The 17,099-nt window shown below is 67.3% G+C and carries 19 protein-coding genes, 2 tRNA genes and 1 pseudogene; 9 read left to right on the top strand and 13 right to left on the bottom strand.

The genetic code is table 11. The features are described from left to right. Nucleotides 1–5: 5 nt before the first annotated feature. Nucleotides 6–1,217, bottom strand: a complete 1,212-nt coding sequence (locus M3B11_RS04910) for a CdaR family transcriptional regulator (protein ID WP_259875636.1) — start codon at nt 1,215–1,217, stop codon at nt 6–8. Between the two features lie 102 nt (nt 1,218–1,319). Further along, nucleotides 1,320–4,079, bottom strand: coding sequence for a pyruvate dehydrogenase (acetyl-transferring), homodimeric type (gene aceE / locus M3B11_RS04915; protein ID WP_259875637.1), 2,760 nt, complete (start codon nt 4,077–4,079; stop codon nt 1,320–1,322). Nucleotides 4,080–4,361: 282 nt separating this feature from the next. Here aceE and M3B11_RS04920 point away from each other — a divergent pair, with 282 nt between their 5' ends. Together M3B11_RS04920 and M3B11_RS04925 are read left to right on the top strand one after the other, a co-directional pair. Continuing rightward, nucleotides 4,362–4,808, top strand: a complete 447-nt coding sequence (locus tag M3B11_RS04920; RefSeq protein WP_165883034.1) for a DUF3052 domain-containing protein — start codon at nt 4,362–4,364, stop codon at nt 4,806–4,808. Between the two features lie 138 nt (nt 4,809–4,946). Beyond that, entirely contained in the window at nt 4,947–5,342 is a 396-nt protein-coding gene (locus M3B11_RS04925; RefSeq protein ID WP_259875638.1) for an HIT family protein, read from the top strand. A 27-nt stretch (nt 5,343–5,369) separates the two neighbouring features. Here M3B11_RS04925 and M3B11_RS04930 read toward each other — a convergent pair. Continuing rightward, a tRNA-Pro gene (locus tag M3B11_RS04930) sits at nt 5,370–5,443 on the bottom strand. A 75-nt stretch (nt 5,444–5,518) separates the two neighbouring features. On the opposite strand from M3B11_RS04930, the gene M3B11_RS04935 reads away from it, so the two are divergent. The 6 genes from M3B11_RS04935 to M3B11_RS04960 all read left to right on the top strand — a co-directional run bounded on the left by M3B11_RS04935 (nt 5,519) and on the right by M3B11_RS04960 (nt 9,005). After that, nucleotides 5,519–6,001, top strand: a complete 483-nt coding sequence (locus M3B11_RS04935; protein ID WP_259875639.1) for a TetR family transcriptional regulator — start codon at nt 5,519–5,521, stop codon at nt 5,999–6,001. A 73-nt stretch (nt 6,002–6,074) separates the two neighbouring features. After that, complete coding sequence (locus M3B11_RS04940; protein WP_259875640.1) at nt 6,075–6,470, top strand: hypothetical protein; 396 nt, start codon at nt 6,075–6,077, stop codon at nt 6,468–6,470. A 26-nt stretch (nt 6,471–6,496) separates the two neighbouring features. After that, on the top strand, nt 6,497–6,931 hold the full coding sequence (locus M3B11_RS04945; protein WP_175294640.1) for a BlaI/MecI/CopY family transcriptional regulator: 435 nt from the start codon (nt 6,497–6,499) through the stop codon (nt 6,929–6,931). A gap of 3 nt (nt 6,932–6,934) precedes the next feature. Beyond that, nucleotides 6,935–7,771: a M48 family metalloprotease gene (locus M3B11_RS04950; protein ID WP_259875641.1), complete on the top strand. Its 837-nt coding sequence runs from the start codon at nt 6,935–6,937 to the stop codon at nt 7,769–7,771. Between the two features lie 44 nt (nt 7,772–7,815). After that, nucleotides 7,816–8,409 (top strand): methylated-DNA--[protein]-cysteine S-methyltransferase, encoded by a 594-nt coding sequence (locus M3B11_RS04955; protein ID WP_396121531.1) that lies wholly within the window; start codon nt 7,816–7,818, stop codon nt 8,407–8,409. Continuing rightward, entirely contained in the window at nt 8,406–9,005 is a 600-nt protein-coding gene (locus tag M3B11_RS04960) for a DNA-3-methyladenine glycosylase I (RefSeq protein WP_259875642.1), read from the top strand. The genes M3B11_RS04955 and M3B11_RS04960 overlap by 4 nt, the downstream gene beginning before the upstream one ends. A gap of 14 nt (nt 9,006–9,019) precedes the next feature. On the opposite strand, the gene M3B11_RS13380 is transcribed toward M3B11_RS04960, so the two are convergent. The 7 genes and pseudogenes from M3B11_RS13380 to M3B11_RS04995 all read right to left on the bottom strand — a co-directional run bounded on the left by M3B11_RS13380 (nt 9,020) and on the right by M3B11_RS04995 (nt 13,426). Beyond that, nucleotides 9,020–9,115, bottom strand: a complete 96-nt coding sequence (locus M3B11_RS13380) for an NUDIX domain-containing protein (protein ID WP_257995013.1) — start codon at nt 9,113–9,115, stop codon at nt 9,020–9,022. Then, nucleotides 9,116–9,244 (bottom strand): hypothetical protein, encoded by a 129-nt coding sequence (locus tag M3B11_RS04970; RefSeq protein WP_259875643.1) that lies wholly within the window; start codon nt 9,242–9,244, stop codon nt 9,116–9,118. Nucleotides 9,245–9,248: 4 nt separating this feature from the next. Continuing rightward, nucleotides 9,249–10,615 (bottom strand): annotated as a pseudogene (locus M3B11_RS04975) (FAD-binding dehydrogenase). Nucleotides 10,616–10,710: 95 nt separating this feature from the next. Next, nucleotides 10,711–11,502, bottom strand: coding sequence for an ABC transporter permease (locus M3B11_RS04980; protein ID WP_102159908.1), 792 nt, complete (start codon nt 11,500–11,502; stop codon nt 10,711–10,713). A gap of 24 nt (nt 11,503–11,526) precedes the next feature. Continuing rightward, nucleotides 11,527–12,471 (bottom strand): ABC transporter ATP-binding protein, encoded by a 945-nt coding sequence (locus tag M3B11_RS04985; RefSeq protein WP_259875644.1) that lies wholly within the window; start codon nt 12,469–12,471, stop codon nt 11,527–11,529. Next, nucleotides 12,471–12,767: a transcriptional regulator gene (locus tag M3B11_RS04990; RefSeq protein ID WP_102159911.1), complete on the bottom strand. Its 297-nt coding sequence runs from the start codon at nt 12,765–12,767 to the stop codon at nt 12,471–12,473. Before M3B11_RS04990 ends, M3B11_RS04985 begins: the two co-directional genes overlap by 1 nt. Continuing rightward, nucleotides 12,764–13,426 (bottom strand): hypothetical protein, encoded by a 663-nt coding sequence (locus M3B11_RS04995; protein ID WP_102159913.1) that lies wholly within the window; start codon nt 13,424–13,426, stop codon nt 12,764–12,766. The genes M3B11_RS04990 and M3B11_RS04995 overlap by 4 nt, the downstream gene beginning before the upstream one ends. Before the next feature lie 113 nt (nt 13,427–13,539). On the opposite strand from M3B11_RS04995, the gene M3B11_RS05000 reads away from it, so the two are divergent. After that, a complete protein-coding gene (locus M3B11_RS05000) occupies nt 13,540–13,929 on the top strand; it encodes a DUF4870 domain-containing protein (RefSeq protein ID WP_259875645.1) in 390 nt (129 codons plus the stop codon). Nucleotides 13,930–13,980: 51 nt separating this feature from the next. Here the strand turns inward: M3B11_RS05000 and M3B11_RS05005 are convergent, their stop codons facing one another. The 3 genes from M3B11_RS05005 to M3B11_RS05015 all read right to left on the bottom strand — a co-directional run bounded on the left by M3B11_RS05005 (nt 13,981) and on the right by M3B11_RS05015 (nt 17,053). Next, on the bottom strand, nt 13,981–15,087 hold the full coding sequence (locus M3B11_RS05005) for a glycosyltransferase (protein ID WP_259875646.1): 1,107 nt from the start codon (nt 15,085–15,087) through the stop codon (nt 13,981–13,983). A gap of 269 nt (nt 15,088–15,356) precedes the next feature. Continuing rightward, nucleotides 15,357–15,430: transfer RNA gene (locus M3B11_RS05010), tRNA-Val, on the bottom strand. Nucleotides 15,431–15,541: 111 nt separating this feature from the next. Beyond that, nucleotides 15,542–17,053 (bottom strand): fatty acyl-CoA synthetase, encoded by a 1,512-nt coding sequence (locus tag M3B11_RS05015; protein WP_259875647.1) that lies wholly within the window; start codon nt 17,051–17,053, stop codon nt 15,542–15,544. Nucleotides 17,054–17,099 lie beyond the last annotated feature (46 nt).

The raw sequence follows: 17,099 nt of genomic DNA on the forward strand, positions 1-17,099 counted from the left end.
GTTCGTCACGGGGATTTGTTCAGGTTCGACAATTGCCCGGCTTCTGACAGTTGGCCGTACACCAACGCAATTCTGATGACGAAACCAGCGCGTGCCGCGGTCGGATCGATGCCGATGAGGTCGGCGATCTTGCGCAGACGGTACCGCACGGTGTTCGGGTGCACGTGCAGGGAACGAGCGGTGTTCTCCAGCGAGCCGCCGAACTCGACGTAGGCGGCAACGGTGTCGAGAAGCTGGCCGCTGCCGGAGTTGAGCGGTTCGTAGTAGCAGGTGATGAGCTCGCGCACCGCGCTCGTGTCGCCGGCGATCGCGCGCTCGGGTAGCAGGTCGCGGGCATGGACGGGCCGGGTGACGATCGGGCGCGCCGAGGCGGTGCGCAGCGCCCAGCCGGCTGCCGCTGCCGAGGTGGCGGCTTCGGCCAGCGTGCTGACCTCAGGTCCGATGACGACTTCGGAGGGACCGAAGAACTGCGAGAGCGCGGTGGCGGCCTGGTCGATGTCCTCAACACCGCCGATGACGATGAGCAGCCGGTCGTCGTGCACCCCGACGAGCGCATCCTCGGCCCACTTCTGGGCGGCTGCGCGGATCTCGTCGATGCTCTTGTGTGCGGCTCGCTGCGGGGCGCGGCCGACGACGACGTACACCGAGCCTTCGGTGCGCCACCCGAAGGCCGCCGTGCGGCTGGCGAGCTCATCGACCGAGTCCCCGCGCACAAGTGCGTCGACGACCATCGCCTCCAACCGGGCGTCCCACGAACCGCGCGCCTCAGCGGCGCGAGCGTAGATGTCGGCGGCAGCAAAGGCGATCTCCCGGGAGTACACCAGCACGGCTTCGCGCAGCTGGGCCTGCTCATTGGGCCGGGCCAGGTCGCCGACGCGCTCTTCGACGACTTCGACGACGACGCGCAGCAGCTGCAGCGTCTGCTGCAGCGACACGGAGCGGACGAGTTCGCGGGGGGCGGACTGGAAGATGTCCTGAACGACCCGCAACTGTGCGCCGGGGTCGCGGTACCAGTCGATGAACGAGGCGATGCCGGAGTTCGCCAGTACGACGACCCAGCCGCGGTCGGCGGCGCTCATCGAGCGGTACCACGGCAGGCGGGCCTCGAGTCGCTGCAGGGTCAGCTTGTGCAGCAGGGCCTGACCGGCCTTGAGTCGGCGGGTCGTCTCGGCGCGGGCGCGCACATGGGCGGCGGCTTCCTCAGAGCGAACGGGCATGAGGCCACACTACATGAAAGGCGACAAAGGATTTGTGCGCCGGACACAAAAGCGGGCGGGGTGCTTCCCTCCCGCTTCTGTGTGCTCAGCAGCTGCGTGCGATCAGGCGCTGGCACCTTCGGTCGAGCCGGTGGCGCCGGCCCGCGGATCGTCGAGCTGGTACTTCTTCGACGCCTCGGCGGCGAGCTTCGGATCGACGATGCCGAGGTCGCCGAGGCTGATGAGCGCCTGGACGACGACCGAAGGGGCATCGATGAGGAAGTGCCGGCGAGCGGCCGGGCGCGTATCGGAGATCGCGTAGCCGTCGGCGCCCAGCGACGTGAAGTGGCCGGGGACGTACTGGCGGATCATGTCCGGCACGGTCCGGGTGTGGTCGCTGGTGGCGATGACCGGGCCCTCAGCATCAGCCAGCTGCTGCGTGACAAACGGCACCCGCGCCTCGGCGTCGGGATGGAGCAGACGCTCGTCATCGCAGGCCAGGCCGTCACGGCGCAGCTCCTGCCATGAGGTCACCGACCACACATCGGCCGAGACGTTCCAGTCCTTCTCCAGCAGCTCCTGGGCCTCCAGGATCCACGGCACTCCCACGCCGGAGGCAAGCAGCTGGACCTTCGGCCCGTCGAGTTCGGGCCCGTCCTTGAGCTTGTAGATGCCCTTGAGCACGCCTTCGACATCGAGGTCCTCGGGTTCCTTGGGCTGGACCATCGGCTCGTTGTACATCGTGATGTAGTACATGACGTTCGGGTCGCGACCGTCGTCCTCGCCGTACATCCGCTGCAGGCCGTCGCGCACGATGTGCGCCATCTCGTAGCTGTATGCCGGGTCGTAGGAGATGATCGACGGGAATGTCGACGCCAGCACGTGGGAGTGCCCATCGCCGTGCTGCAGCCCTTCCGCCACCAGCGTCGTGCGGCCTGCAGTGGCGCCGAGGATGAATCCGCGGGCCATCTGGTCGCAGGCTGCCCAGAAGGCATCGCCGGTGCGCTGGAAGCCGAACATCGAGTAGAAGATGTAGAACGGGATCATCGGCTCGCCGTGGGCGGCGTATGAGGTGCCGGCCGCCGAGAACGCGGCAGTCGAGCCGCCCTCGTTGATGCCCATGTGCAGCAGCTGTCCGTCGGTCGCCTCCTTGTAGGCCAGGAAGAGATCGCGGTCGACCGAGACGTAGTTCTGCCCGTGCGGGTTGTAGATCTTCGCGGTCGGGAAGAAGGAGTCCATGCCGAATGTGCGGGCCTCATCAGGGATGATCGGCACGACGCGCTTGCCGAACTCCTTGTCGCGCATGAGGTCCTTGAGGATGCGTACGAACGCCATCGTCGTGGCGATCTCCTGCTTGCCCGAGCCCTTCCGGGCGGCGTCGTAGAGCTTGTCCTCCGGCAGCTTGACCGGCACGTGCTTGTCGCGGCGCTCGGGGCTGAAGCCGCCGAGCTGACGGCGCCGCTCGAGCATGTACTTGATCTCCGGGGCGTCGGGTCCCGGGTGGTAGTACGGCGGCAGCTGCGGGTTCTCCTCCAGATCCTTGTCCGAGATCGGAATCGAGAAGTGATCGCGGATCGTCTTGAGATCCTCCAGATCCACCTTCTTCATCTGGTGGGTGGCGTTGCGGGCCTCGAAGTGCGGTCCGAGCGAGTAGCCCTTGATCGTCTTGGCGAGGATGACCGTCGGCTGGCCGGTGTGCTCGACAGCTGCCTTGTAGGCGGCGTAGACCTTGCGGTAGTCATGGCCGCCGCGCTTGAGCTGCCAGATCTGCTCATCGGTGTAGTCCTCGACGAGGGCCTTCGTGCGCGGATCGCGGCCGAAGAAGTTGTCGCGAACGAAGCCGCCGTCCTCACCCTTGTAGGTCTGGTAGTCACCGTCGGGGGTGTTGTTCATGAGGTTGACGAGCGCGCCGTCTCGGTCGCGGGCGAGCAGGGCATCCCACTCGCGTCCCCAGATGACCTTGACGACGTTCCAGCCTGCACCGCGGAAGAACGACTCCAGTTCCTGGATGATCTTGCCGTTGCCGCGCACCGGGCCGTCGAGGCGCTGCAGATTGCAGTTGATGACGAAGGTGAGGTTGTCGAGCTCCTCATAGGCGGCGTACTGCAGCATGCCGCGGCTTTCGGGCTCGTCCATCTCACCATCGCCGAGGAACGCCCACACACGCTGCTCGGAGGTGTCCTTGATGCCGCGGTTGTGCAGGTACTTGTTGAACTGCGCCTGCGCAATCGCGTTCATCGGACCCAGGCCCATGGACACCGTCGGGTGCTCCCAGAAGTCCGGCATCTGGTGCGGGTGCGGGTAGGACGGGAGACCGGCCGGCTCGCCGTCGATCCAGTGCGAGGCCTGCTGGCGGAAGCCGTCGAGCTGGTCCTCGGTCAGGCGTCCTTCGAGATAGGCGCGCGCGTACATTCCCGGCGAGGCATGGCCCTGGTAGAAGACGTGATCTCCGCCACCGGGGTGGTCCTTGCCGCGGAAGAAGTGGTTCTGGCCGACCTCGTACAGCGTCGCTGCCGAGGCGTAGGTGGAGATATGGCCGCCGACCTCGATACCCGGCCGCTGGGCGCGGTGGACCATGACCGCTGCGTTCCAGCGGATCCAACGGCGGAACCGGCGCTCGAGTTCCTCGTCACCGGGGAACCAGGGCTCATCCTCGGGGCCAATCGAGTTGATGTAGTCAGTCGCCGTGAGGCTGGGCACCCCGAGGCTCTGCTCGCGGGCACGCTGGATGAGGCTGAGCATGATGTAGCGGGCACGGGAGCGACCGCCCGCCTCGACCAGCGAATCAAGGGAGTCGAGCCACTCCTGAGTCTCCTCGGGGTCGACGTCTGGGACCTGGCTGGGCAGGCCGTTGAGGATGATTCCTCGCTTCTGATTGGCCACTTTCATGTCCTCTCGTAGGGACGGACTCACCGTCGGGCGGACGGCGGGCGGGGGACACACAGCGACCGTGGGCGCAGCGGCATCCCGCCCTTGGGGTTCGGTATCAACCCTAAGGCACATCGGGCCTCATTGTGGAATGAATCCAATCACTATGTGGAAGTTGCACCCGTATCGTGGAAATGTCGATGTGGGCGGGTGCGAAGGGCGGCCCTACGGCATGAGAACGCGGCAGACCGGCCCGAACAGTTGCTCAGGGCAGTGAAGGGGGCAACAATATGGGGTATGAGCACAACTCCTTCCGAAAGGACCCTTGCACAGGACGCGGATGCTGACAGCAGCGCTGCGAACACCCTCGGCCTCGCCCCCGGAAAGTACGTCCAGGAAATCGGCTATGACGATGATGTGGACTTCGACCTGCGCGACGAGATCGAGGCGGTGATCGGAGAGGAGATGGCAGATGAGGACGTCGACGATGTGTTCGACGTCATCGTCATGTGGTGGCGCTCTGACGATCCTGATCTCATCGACGGCATCGTCGACGCACAGACTACCCTGGCCGACGGCGGCATCATCTGGCTCCTGACCCCCAAAGCCAAGCGCGACGGGCACATCCCGCCCGGCGACATCACCAACGCAGCTCCGACCGCGGGCATGCATATGACGAAGACCATCAGCGCAGCACCCGACTGGTCCGGCTTCCGGCTCGAAGCCAAGAAGAACTTCAGCTGACACTCGAACCGGGCAGCCTGGCCACCCGCCAGCTGCCCGGACTGCTGAGCGCAGCCCCAACGACAGCCGAGCATCCAGCCGCACCTGCCTATCGGGTATGGTCGGCTCCCACCTACGAATGCGAAGGAGTGATGGAAAGTGGCGACGCTTTTCACCAAGATCATCAACGGCGAGATTCCCGGCGCCATCGTCTACGAAGACGACCGCTGTGTCGCGTTCCTCGACGCGCTGCCGCAGACCGAGGGGCACACCCTCGTCGTCCCCCGCGAGGAGATCTCCCACTGGATCGACGTGCCGGCCGACCTGCTCGCACACCTCATGGACGTCGCCCAGCGCATCGGCGCCGCCCAGCAGAGGGCCTTCGACTGCGAGCGGATCGGCGTACTCATCCAGGGCTATGAGGTTCCCCACACCCATGTGCACGTGTGGCCGACGAACTCCGTGGCCGACTTCGACATGCACAAGCGGGCCAGCGAGATGCAGGGCCCGGAAACGCTGAAGCCGGTGGCCCAGCGGATCAGAGACGAACTCTGAGTCTCACCAGGCCACCGGCCGGATCAGTCGGGATAGCGGGATTCGAACCCACGACCTCCTCGTCCCGAACGAGGCGCGCTACCAAGCTGCGCTATATCCCGTCAGCGGAGACCACTATACCCCTAGAGATGCCGACGTCAAAAACCGCGTCTCCAGGCGCTGGAAGAGAGACCTGAATGGCGCTGTCGCAACAGGCGATCATCGACACATCGCTGCGGATCCTCTCGCGATTCGGCATGGGTGACCTGTCGATGCGCCGGCTCGCCCGCGAACTCGACGTGCAGCCCTCCGCGCTGTACTGGCACGTAAAGAACAAGCAGGACCTGTTCGTGCTGCTGGCCCGCCAGATGCTCGCCACCGCCGTCGCCGAGGCGGAGGGCACCGCGGCCGCCGAGGCGGAGGGCACCGCGGCCGCCGACCTCGCCTGGGCGCTGCGCACCGTGCTGCTGCGCTACCGCGACGGCGCCGAGATCTACGCTCTCGGCCTGGCCCTCGAAGGGGAGGCGCTCATTCCCGCGGCCATCCGGCACAGCGGGGGAGAGACGCTGATGGACTACATCGTCGGTGCCCTCATCATCGAACAGCACCGCAGCGACTTCGACCGACAGGATCCGGACGCCGGCGCACGGTTCGAGCGCGGCGTCGCCCAGCTGCTGTGAGACCAGCGGAGCGCCTGCCCAGCCAGTGGCGCCGCAGGAGATCGAGCCCGCCGGCCCGTACGTCGATGGTGCTATGACGACACGACTTCGCATCCGCACTGCCGCTGCCGTTGCCATCAGCGCCCTGCTGCTCACCGCCGGTGGTCAGGATCCCGAGGAGGAGCCGCCAGCACTCGGCGGCAACGGCGCTGGCGATGACAGCGCGGCAGCAGAGCTGCCGGCGGTCTCAGCTGGTAGCTGTCTTGTCTTCGAGGAGTGCGAGGACAGCTTCCCCGGCAACACCGAAGGCGCCCCGGAAGCGGCCGCTGCGTGGATGGACGAGCAGTCCGATGCCGGTGACGAGAAGTACACGGCCCAGCTCAAGGCTCCGGCCCAGGCCATCCGTGCCTACGGTGAGGGACACAAGCCGCTGACGGCACTCGAAGGGCAGATGCGCGGTCTGCACGAGCACTGCACACACGGGGGCTGATATCATCCCACCCAGGAGGGTGAGCGATGACAGGACTCAACAGCCGGCGCGAGCGCGGCGAACTCGAAGCTGAGGTCATGGAGATCCTCTGGGACGCTGATGAGCAGCTGAGTGCCAACGACGTGAGCGAACGCTTCGCCGGACGCAAGCCGAACTACTCGACGATCATGACGACTCTCGAACGCCTCGAGCGCAAGGACATGGTCGTGCGCTCCGATCCCTCACCGCGCAAGATCCGCTTCCGCGCCGCACAGACCCGCGACGTCTACGCCAGCGACCGGATGGTCAGCGTCCTGTCCTCCTCCGGTGACCGGCAGAAGACCCTCATGGCCTTCGCCGGACACCTGAGCGACACCGACCTCGACGTGCTGCGCTCCTCGCTGCAGCAGGCGCAGACCCGGCATGCCCGCAAGGATGCCGCCCGCGCCGCTGCACGGAAACGAGACCGCAGGCGCAGCTGAGCAATGCTCACGCTCCTCGCCCTCAGCGCGGCCGCAACCGCGGCCCTCATCATCACCGTCCCGCGCCTGCTGGCACCGGGCTCCTGGGCGCTGCGCCGCCCTGCCACCGCGCTGCGGCTGTGGATGGCCTCCCTCGTGACCATCATCATCGGGCTGGTCACAGCGGTCCTCTCCGGTGTGCTGGCAGCCGTCACCGGCGTCGCCGGGTACCTGCACCCAGCCCACCTGCTCATCCCGGTCGCCGTCAGCATCGTCATGATCGCCGCAGCCGCCGTGTGGATGCGCCTCAAGCACCGCCACCACGCCAGTGTGCGCTCAGTCCATGCCGCGATTGCAGCACTCGAACCCCACATCATCTCCCGCAGTCAGCGCGAGGCCTTCGTCCTCGCCCGGGTCGAATCGCCCGAGGTGTTCTCCTACGCGGTGGCTCACACCCCCGCCGAGGCGGGCGTCGGGTGCCGGCCGATGGTCATCGTCTCGACCGGGATGCAGCAGCTGCTGACCGACGCTCAGCTGCAGACGATCGTCGCCCACGAATACGCTCACGTCCGCTGCCGACACGAGGCGACCCTGCGCACCGCCGCACTCACTGCTGCCATGACGCCCACGGCACTGCGCTACGGGCAGGCGATGCATCGCAGCGTCACCCTGCTCGTCGAACTCGCCGCAGACGATATCGCCGCCGATCGCGCCGGTGCCGTCCACCTCGCCAACGCACTGGCCGCCGTATCCGCACAGACCGGCGATCCCTCCCTCGACCTGCGTGCCGAACGCCTGACACTCGGGGAGTGGACGCTGACCCACCGGCTCACGGTGCCAGCAGACTTCCGTGTTGCCTGAGCCAGCCCCGGCACCGGCCACCTGGCAGAGAACGGAGCACTCCCATGAAGGACCTCAGCCACCTCTTCCCACTCGACGAAGAGCACATGCGCCGCATGCGCCGGCTGCTTGACGACCACGCAGGCGAGGCCGGACTCGTCGACGTCGGCTACACCATCATCGACTCGCCGATCGGCGCACTGCTGCTGGCGGCCACCCCGAGCGGGATGGTGCGGGTGGCCTTCGACAGCGAAGATCACGACGCAGTGCTCACCGAGCTGGCAGAGAAGATCAGCCCACGCATACTGGCAGCCGAAGCGCAGCTGGCGCCGATCGCAGCCCAGGTCGAGGAGTACTTCGCCGGGCGGCGACGCTATTTCGACATCCCGCTCGACCGTCGGCTGTCGGCTGGGTTCCGCCTGGAGGTGCAGCAGCAGCTCTCACAGATCCCCTACGGGAGGACCCGAAGCTACAGCGAGGTCGCAGCTGCAATCGGCCAGCCGACAGCCGTGCGCGCCGTCGGCACCGCATGCGCCCAGAACCCGATCCCGGTCATCGTGCCCTGCCACCGGGTGCTGCGCTCCGATGGCAGTCTCGGCGGCTACCGCGGTGGGCTGCCGGCCAAGCAGCAGCTGCTCGAGTTGGAAACCGCGGCATGAGCGCGACGACAGGGCTCGTCATCGGCGAAGACGGACTGGCCCGCCCGGCCTGGGCGGTAGCCGATCCGCTCCTGCAGCATTACTACGACTCCGAATGGGGCATGCCGGTGCGCGATGAAGCCGGACTGTTCGAGCGCATCAGCCTGGAGGCCTTTCAGGCCGGACTGTCGTGGGCGACGGTGCTGCGCAAACGGGAGGCCTTCCGCGAGGTGTTCGCCGACTTCGACCCCGACACGGTCGCCCGGTACACGCAAGCTGACGTCTCCCGGCTGCTCGATGATGCGCGCATCATCCGCAACGCCGCCAAGATCCAGGCCACGATCACCAATGCGCAGGCGACGATCGACCTGCGGGCCGACGGCGGGCTACCCGATCTCATCTGGTCATTCCAGCCCGCAGAGACCCCGCGACCGTGCACGTTGGCGGACATCCCCACCTCCTCACCGGAGTCGGCGGCACTGGCGACAGCACTCAAGGCCCGCGGCTTCCGGTTCGTCGGTCCGACGAGCGCCTATGCGCTCATGGAGGCCATCGGGATGGTCGACACCCACCTCATCGGCTCCCACCGGCGCGGAGCCTCCGGCATCTGGGAATGATTGTCTGCCAGCCGTCAGCACCCTCGACCCTGCAGACCGGTCTGCTCAAACACCTCGCGAGCGGCGGCCTGCTGCCGGGCCTCACCGGGCTCGACCGTCCCGCCGGGCAGTCACCAGCGGCCGCAATGCGGCTGCAGACCGCGCTTGGTGAGGAGCACCCGGCCACGGCCCTCGGCGACGACCGCACCTGCGGCGGGAACCACCTCGGGAGCGGAAGCGGCATGAGCAGAGGTGAGCATCGGCTCAGCCCCGGGCCGCCGCACGGCCGGCGACCCGGCCGGAGAACAGACAGCCACCCAGGAACGTGCCCTCCAGCGACCGGTGACCGTGCATCCCACCACCGCCGAAACCAGCCGCCTCACCGGCAGCGAAGAGACCGGAGATCGGCCGGCCGGAGGCATCGAGGACACGGGCGTCGAGGTCCGTGTGCAGCCCGCCGAGGGTCTTGCGGGTCAGCGTCCGCAGCCTGACGGCGATGAGCGGGCCGGCAGCCGGATCGGTCAGCCGGTGCGGGGCAGCGGTGCGCATGAGCCGATCGCCCCGGTAGCCACGGGCATCGCGGATGGCTGCCAGCTGCGCATCCTTGCCGAAGCCGTTGGCCAGCTGCGCATCCCGGGCGGCGATGACCTCGCCGATCGCTGCGGCATCGAGTGCATGGGCCGGTTCGAGCCGGGCCATCTTGTCGACGAGTTCAGGGACTGTTGCGGCCGCGAGGAAGTCCTCGCCGTGGCGCAGGAAGTCGGCCACCGGCCCGGGTGGCCCGGAGCCGAGGCGGCCGGCGAGCCTGCGGACCGAGCGCCCGGTGAGATCGGGGTTCTGCTCCGAGCCGGACAGCGCGAACTCCTTCGAGATGATCCGCTCATTCAGGAGGAACCAGGAGTGCTCATGCCCACCGGAGCGGAGGTGGCCGAGTGTGCCGAGCGTGTCGAAGCCGGGGAAGTTCGGGGCTGGCAGGCGGTCGCCTGCGGCGTCGAGCCACAGGGAGGAAGGCCCGGGCAGGATGCGGACGCCGTGGCCGGGCCAGATCGGGTTCCAGTTCCGGATCCCTTCGGCGTAGTGCCACATGCGATCCGGGGCGTGGATGTGCGCGCCAGCAGCCTGGGCGACGGGGAACATCGACCCGTCGACGTTGGCCGGCACGCCGGTGAGCAGCGACTCCGGGGCAGCACCCAGACGCGTGGGCCAGGCGGAGCGGACAAGCTCGTGGTTCCCGCCGATCCCACCGGAGGCGATGATGACGGCATCGGCAGCGATCGAGAAGTCGCCGACCGCCTCGGGCGTGGTGGGCCGTCCGCGCAGGGCGGGATCGTCGGCGAGCACGGGCCCGGCCGCCCCGGTGATCCCGCCCAGCGGCGCGGCCACACATCGGCCTCATCGAAGCCGGCCGTCGACATCCAGTCCCGGTGGGCCAGGTCGAGGGAGTCGCGGATGCCCATCCTCTGCTGCTCAGGCGAGTCGATGAGGAACAGGCCGCCGAAGGACCAGTAGGCCTGGCCGCCGAGGTTGTTCTCTGACTCCTGGTCGACAAGGGTCACCGTCGCCCCGGCTGCGCAGGCCTCGGTGGCTGCGACCAGGCCAGCCAGGCCTGAACCGATGACGACGATGTGCATGGCAGCTCCCTGTGTCCGTGCGCGCACAGCTTCACCAGCAAGCTTATGTGATGCTTGTCGCTGCCGGTGACCAGGCGCGGAGATTCTCGTGCGAATCAGGAGAAGCGGCGGCCCTCATCGCGGCGGTGCGCCCACACGGCGGCGATGATGAGCGGGACGAGCCAGCCGAGCCACACGACGACATTGAGCATGTCGACCGAGCCCTCGCCGATGAGTGCGGTGACGGCATTGCGGCCGGGGCGGGCCGGGGTGAACTCGGAGATCGCGTTGAGCCAGCCGGGCATCGCCTGTACCGGCAGGATGAGCCCGCCGACTGCAGCGAAGGGCAGGAACGCGATCTGGGTGATCGCCACCGCGGCCTTCGGCGTGGCGAGGTAGCCGATGAGCAGCCCGCCGAACAGGAACGGCAGCGCTGCCAGGATCCACGCCGGGATGAGTGCGGCCAGCCGCCACCAGCCCAGCTCACCGGCGATGAAGGGCTCGAGGACCGGGGTGGCGGCTATTGCGACGATGAACAGCGGCACGACGGCGATGAGTACGACGATGACGGCCACCGCCACGCGGGCGGAGAAGAACGGGCCCGGGCCGGCCGGCAGGGTTCGCAGGTAGTTCGACCATTCGGCCTTGCGCTCTTCGGCGATGCCGATGCCGTAGTTGAACAGGAACGTGCTCACCACGCCCATGAGCCCGAGCTGGGCGACCCCGGCCAGGGCAATGGCTGCCTGCTGGTCGGCAGGGGTGCTGTCCATGAAGGGCAGGAAGAAGATCGCGAAGACCATGACGGGGAAGACGGCGGCGGAGATGACGACGACAGGCACGCGCAGAGTGTCGCGGGTGCGGTAGATGAAATGCGGGAGGTACACGGCGGGTGCGGCGGTGGTGGACATGTCTGTTCCTCTCAGGGCTGTCGCTCAGTGACCTGCGGTGTGGACGGCGACGGCCTCTTCGAGACTGGCGCCGCGCACTTCGAGATCGGCGAATGGCAGGCCCTCGGTGATGAGGGCACGGATGAAGGCATCGGAATCGCTGCAGGTGATGACCCGCCGGGCACCCTCGCCGGGCTGGAAGCCGGTGACACCGGGCAGTGCGGTGATGACGGCTTCGGGGGTGTCTGGCAGCGTGACGGTGACGTGGCGCAGCTCGACGGCTGTGCGGACGCGTTCGAGCTGGTCATCGACGACGATCTGCCCGTCAGCGAGCATGACGACCCGGTCTGCCAGGCACTCGATCTCATCGAAGTGGTGGCTGGTGACAAGCAGGGTGCCACCTGCTGCGCTGAAGGCCTGGATGCGCTGCCACACCTGCTGGCGGGATTCGACGTCGAGGCCGGTCGTAGGCTCATCGAGGACGAGCATGTCGGGGTTGCCGACGAGCGCGACAGCGAGCATGACGCGGCGCTTCTGCCCGCCGGAGAGCCCGCCGCACTGCTTGCCGGCCAGTGCGGTGAGGTCAAGGTCGTCGAGCAGCTCGCTGGCCGGCAGCGGGTTCGGGTAGTGCGCGGCGACGAAATCGAGGACTTCGCGGACCTTGAGCACCTCCGGCAGGGAGGTCGCCTGCGGGGTCACGCCCATCCTGCGGCGTGCCTCGGGTGTGCGCGGGTTGGCGCCGAAGATCGTCACGCTGCCGGCATCGGGGCTCCGCTCACCGGTGATGAGGGAGAGCAGCGTGGACTTGCCTGCGCCGTTGGGCCCGAGGATCCCGATGGCCTCGCCGGGGGTGATGTGCAGGTTCATGCGCGAGAGCACGGTGGTGGTGCCGAATGACTTGGCGGCGTTGTCGACGGTGACAGCGGCCGCGCCCGAGGCGGTGGGCGCGTTCAGAGGGTGCGGTTGGCTGAGGGTGGGGGTCGGTGACATCAGGGGTTTCCTTCCAGGATGGTGCGCAGATTGGTCAGGTAGGTCTCATAGGCCGCACGGCCGGTGGCGGTGAGTGCGAGATAGGTGGCCGGTGTGCGGCCTTCGATGGTCTTGGTCTGGGTGAGGTAGCCGGCTTCTTCGAGCTTGCGCAGATGGGTGGAGAGGTTCCCGGCGGTCATCGACAGGTCCTTTCGCAGGCGGGTGAAGAGCACCTCGTCGCCGGCCGGCAGTCCGGCTAGGGCGGCCATGATGCGCAGGCGCGAGTCAGCGTGGATGACCGGATCCAGCGCCGTCATGACCGGTCTGCTTCCCGTCCGGTGCGCGCCAGGGCGATGATGCTGACGATGAGTCCCGCCAGGGCCGCTGCTATGAAGACGAGCGTGAAGAGCGCCGGGCCGACCAGCAGGCTGATGATGAGGGCCACGATCGCTCCGATGCCGAATCCGAACATGATCCGGTCGGAGAACAGGATGCCGCCCATGACGATCATGATGCCCACGCCGAAGACGGCGATCGCATTCGCCAGCCAGCCGATGACCTCGGGATCGGGCAGGTAGGTGCCCACCTGCATGCTCGCGATGATGATGACCGTGACGACGAGCGCCCAGGTGACACCGTAGAGCGTGCCCTGTCGGGCGGCCGGCCCCCGTCGGCCGGAGGCTGCGCGCATATTGATGATGCTCGTGGCGATGAGGGCAGTCGTCATGCCGCCGGCGAAGATGATGCCGGCGATGGCTGTGGGCATGAGCCCGAAGACGGAAGCGGCAGCCATGGCGCTGTAGGCGACGAGCCAGGCAACCGACCACAGCAGTGAGGTGAGGATCCCCGCGCGCTGTTCACGCCGGCTGATGGTGCGCTGGCCGGAGGTGGCGATCTCCAGTGCGTGACGCGGATCGAGAGCTGGTGCGCCCTCGGCGTCGAGCGGTTCGGGATTCGGCTCCGGAATCTGGTTCATGCAAACAAGTTTGTAATGCAAACTGGTTTGTGTCAACCGTTCTAAATGGCCCCGCGGGAACGCGGAGGAAAACCGCATGGTCGCGCCCAGTTGAGCAGGGGAGGATGGAGGGGATGAACGAGACGCACGCCCCGCACCCGACCAGCTGCCAGTCCACCGACCGCACCTGGGCGATCCTGTGCCACCTCTCGCTCATCATCTCCGCGGTGCTGAGCTTCGGGATGCTGGCCTTCGTCGGCCCGCTCGTCTTCTGGTTCATCTACAAAGACAGAAGCGATCTCATCCGCAACGCGGCAGCCGGCTCCTTCAACTTCGCAGCCACCCTGGCGCTGGCCTCGATGGTCGCCTCGATCCTCGCCTTCACCGTTATCCTGCTGCCGGCAGCCTGGATCATCTGGGCCGTCATCTACATCGTCAGCATCCTGATCCCGATCATCGCCGCGATGGCTGCTGCTCGCTACGAGAAGTACCGCTACCCGCTGACCCTTCCGCTGCTGCGTTGAAAGGGTACGCGGCACTATCGGGGCAGGAGCACGTCACGGTTTCAGGCCGCCTCAGGCTGAGCTCGGGTGCCGGCTGGCGGCGATGCGGACGACATGGTCGGCCGCGACAGCAGCACCAGACCGCAGGCTGCGCAGGCGCCGTCCATGGGATGCGGCGTTCTCGTGCACAGCGCTGTTCGTCAGCAGCGCAGCGATCGCAGCCGCCAGCCTGCGCGGACGCGCCCACGGCCGCAAGCGCATCCCCAGACCGCGAGCTCTGAGCACATCGCCGATCCCGGCTTCATCCGAGACCGGGTTGACCGGCAGAACGAGGACCGGGATGCCGTGGGCGAGTGCCTTGAACGTCGTCGAATGGCCGCCATGCCCGATGAGCAGATCCACCTGCGGCATGAGCGCGGCATGATCGAGCCAGCCGTGCACCTCGACATTGCCCGCGCCGCTGAGTGGATCGGTGAATGCTGCGCTGCCGGTGGTGACGATGCCATCGACGGGCAGGTGGGAAAGCGCTTCGATGACGCGCCGGTAGATCGGCCGCATGCCCGGCCAGTCCGTCGTCGACAGTGAGACGAGGACACGGGGGCGGTGCCCAGATGCGCGTGGGCTCGGAGGGGACGCCTGTTCGGTCGATCCAGTCCACGTCCAGTGGCTCAGCACTGGATCGCGGCTGCCGGGGTCGAGTTCGGCATCGGTGAGCATGAGCCGTACCGCGGCCTGGTCCCAGTACATGCTCAGGCTCACACCGAACAGGCCGAGGCTCGTGGCGGTGAATGGGTGATACAGCCGGGACCAGTACGCGCCGACGGTGTGAGCAAGGACGGCGACCGGGATGCCGGAGGCGAGGGCGGCGCGCAGCGGAGTGAGCAGCAGGCAGTCAACGGCAACGACATCCGGCTGGCTGGAGGCGATGATCGCCGCAGCGTCGTTGCGAGCGTTCCGGCTGGCAGTGATTCCGGCGATCGACGCGATCCGCGTGATACCCATTCCCGAGACGGGGCCGGCGGCGATCCCTGCCGGGAAGCGCGGCTGGGCGAATGCGGATTCGCCAGCGGCCAGGCCGGCGACTTCGATATCCCAGCCTCTGCCGGCCAGCTCCTGCGCCACAGCAAGGACCGGCGGGACATTGCCCCCGAGGTCAGCGGTGAAGAAGAGTGCCTTCACTGCCGCATCCTCTCGCTATCGGTATCGGGAGCTGGATCGCACGCGCTGGTGCGTTCTTCGCTCAGGTTACTGCAGCAGTGCCGGTCACCGCGGTCGAGCGGGATCTCCGCGAATGCGCAGACCCGACTGCACGACCGCCGAGACACCGCACGCACGTGCGCATGCATGCAGCCGACCCCGAAACCCGGAACGGTGACGCGCAAGATCGCCGCTGAAGCAGAAAGAAGCCTCGGGACATCGAATGAACGATGTCCCGAGACTTCACAATGTGGGCCCAGAGGGACTCGAACCCCCGACCCTCTCGGTGTAAACGAGATGCTCTAGCCAACTGAGCTATAGGCCCTCAGCCGGAGTCGCCTCCGGCCGGACAACAGTATGCCATACGAGCAAGCCGGGACGCGCCCAGCGGCACGACCCGGCTTTCGCGCCCAGCGGCACGACCCGGCTCTCCCGCTCACCGGTCGCGCAGTTCGCGCTTGAGGATCTTGCCCGAGGTGTTCTTCGGCAGCTCCTGAACGAAGTGCACGGCCTTGGGCACCTTGAACGGTGCCAGACGGCCCTTGACGTGGTCGACCACCTGCTCCTCAGTGATCTCGCCCTTCGGTACGACGAACGCGGTGATCGCCTCGATCCACTTGTCATCGGGCATGCCGACGACTGCGACCTCGGCCACGGCATCGAGTTCGAAGATCGCGTCCTCGACCTGGCGGGAGGCCACCAGCACGCCACCGGTGTTGATGACGTCCTTGACCCGGTCGACGACCTCGATGAAGCCCTGGTCATCGGCCACTACGAGGTCACCGGAGTGGAACCAGCCACCCCGCAGCGCCTCTTCGGTCGCTTCGGGCTTGTTCCAGTACTCGCGCATGAGCTGCGGGGACCGGTAGACGATCTCGCCCTGCTCACCGGGGGCGACTTCCTTGCCCGTAGGGTCGACGACGCGGGCGTCGACGAACAGCACCGGCCGGCCTGCCGAGCCGGGATGATCGTCGTGCTCCTCGGGCCGGAGCACCGTGCACAGCGGTCCGAGCTCTGACTGGCCGAAGCAGTTGTAGAAGCCGAGCTCCGGAAGATGCTCGCGCAGCTTCTTCAGCACCGGGCCGGGCATGATCGATGCGCCGTAGTAGGCCCGCTTGAGGCTGGAGAGATCGCGTGCGAAGAACGCCGGGGTGTTCGCCAGCGCCACCCATACCGTCGGCGCAGCGAAGAATGAGGTGATCCGCTCGGCGGCGAAGATCTCGATGAGCTCAGCCGGCACCGGAGCAGGCACGATGACGTTGTATGAGCCCTTGAGCAGGCTCGGCAGCAGGAACACGTGCATCTGCGCTGAGTGGTACATCGGCAGCGCGTGGACCTGCCGGTCTTCAGCAGAGAAGTCGAGGACGTCAAGGCAGCTGAGGTATTCATGCATGAGCGACCGGTGCGTCATCACTGCGCCCTTGGGTGCCGAGGTGGTTCCCGAGGTGTAGAGCAGCTGGACGGCGTCGGTGTCGATGACATCGAACTCGCCGTCGGCGACTGGCTCGACATCTGCAGCGGTGGCGACCGGCACCAGGCCATCCATCGTCAGGCGCTGGGCGGCCCGGCCGGCCTCGGTGTTCTCGACATGCTCCATGAGGTCGGCATCAGCGATGACGACACCGGCGCCGGAGTCGGTGAGGATGTACTGGAGCTCGTCCTCCTTGAGCTGATAGTTCACCGGCACGTGGATAAGGCCGGCCCGCGCGGCAGCGAGGAACACGATGAGATACAGGTCGGAGTTCTTGCCGTAGGCGGCGACGCGCTCACCCTTGCTGAGTCCGAGTGAGACCAGATGCCGGGCCACGGCGGTGACGGCGACATCGAGCTGCGGGTAGGTCCACGTGCGGTCGGCGAAGACGACGCCGACCCGGTCGGCGTTGCGGCGTGCGGACCGGGCCACCGCATCGGCGATGGTGCTGGCATTCAGGGCGGTGATGTGATTCATACCACCGATTATGCGCTAGGGCCTGCAGTGCTCTGCACGGGGGTCT

This window comes from Brevibacterium sp. p3-SID960, assembly GCF_025144725.1.
GTDB lineage: Bacteria > Actinomycetota > Actinomycetes > Actinomycetales > Brevibacteriaceae > Brevibacterium.

Excerpts from the sequence above, each read along its gene's own strand:
- M3B11_RS04910 (WP_259875636.1), bottom strand. The coding sequence starts at position 1,217 with ATGCCCGTTCGCTCTGAGGAAGCCGCCGCCCATGTGCGCGCCCGCGCC.
- M3B11_RS04920 (WP_165883034.1), top strand. The coding sequence starts at position 4,362 with ATGAGCACAACTCCTTCCGAAAGGACCCTTGCACAGGACGCGGATGCT.
- M3B11_RS04935 (WP_259875639.1), top strand. The coding sequence starts at position 5,519 with ATGGCGCTGTCGCAACAGGCGATCATCGACACATCGCTGCGGATCCTC.
- M3B11_RS04940 (WP_259875640.1), top strand. The coding sequence starts at position 6,075 with ATGACGACACGACTTCGCATCCGCACTGCCGCTGCCGTTGCCATCAGC.
- M3B11_RS04945 (WP_175294640.1), top strand. The coding sequence starts at position 6,497 with ATGACAGGACTCAACAGCCGGCGCGAGCGCGGCGAACTCGAAGCTGAG.
- M3B11_RS04950 (WP_259875641.1), top strand. The coding sequence starts at position 6,935 with ATGCTCACGCTCCTCGCCCTCAGCGCGGCCGCAACCGCGGCCCTCATC.
- M3B11_RS04955 (WP_396121531.1), top strand. The coding sequence starts at position 7,816 with ATGAAGGACCTCAGCCACCTCTTCCCACTCGACGAAGAGCACATGCGC.
- M3B11_RS04960 (WP_259875642.1), top strand. The coding sequence starts at position 8,406 with ATGAGCGCGACGACAGGGCTCGTCATCGGCGAAGACGGACTGGCCCGC.
- M3B11_RS04970 (WP_259875643.1), bottom strand. The coding sequence starts at position 9,244 with ATGCTCACCTCTGCTCATGCCGCTTCCGCTCCCGAGGTGGTTCCCGCC.
- M3B11_RS04980 (WP_102159908.1), bottom strand. The coding sequence starts at position 11,502 with ATGTCCACCACCGCCGCACCCGCCGTGTACCTCCCGCATTTCATCTAC.
- M3B11_RS04985 (WP_259875644.1), bottom strand. The coding sequence starts at position 12,471 with ATGTCACCGACCCCCACCCTCAGCCAACCGCACCCTCTGAACGCGCCC.
- M3B11_RS04990 (WP_102159911.1), bottom strand. The coding sequence starts at position 12,767 with ATGACGGCGCTGGATCCGGTCATCCACGCTGACTCGCGCCTGCGCATC.
- M3B11_RS04995 (WP_102159913.1), bottom strand. The coding sequence starts at position 13,426 with ATGAACCAGATTCCGGAGCCGAATCCCGAACCGCTCGACGCCGAGGGC.
- M3B11_RS05000 (WP_259875645.1), top strand. The coding sequence starts at position 13,540 with ATGAACGAGACGCACGCCCCGCACCCGACCAGCTGCCAGTCCACCGAC.
- M3B11_RS05015 (WP_259875647.1), bottom strand. The coding sequence starts at position 17,053 with ATGAATCACATCACCGCCCTGAATGCCAGCACCATCGCCGATGCGGTG.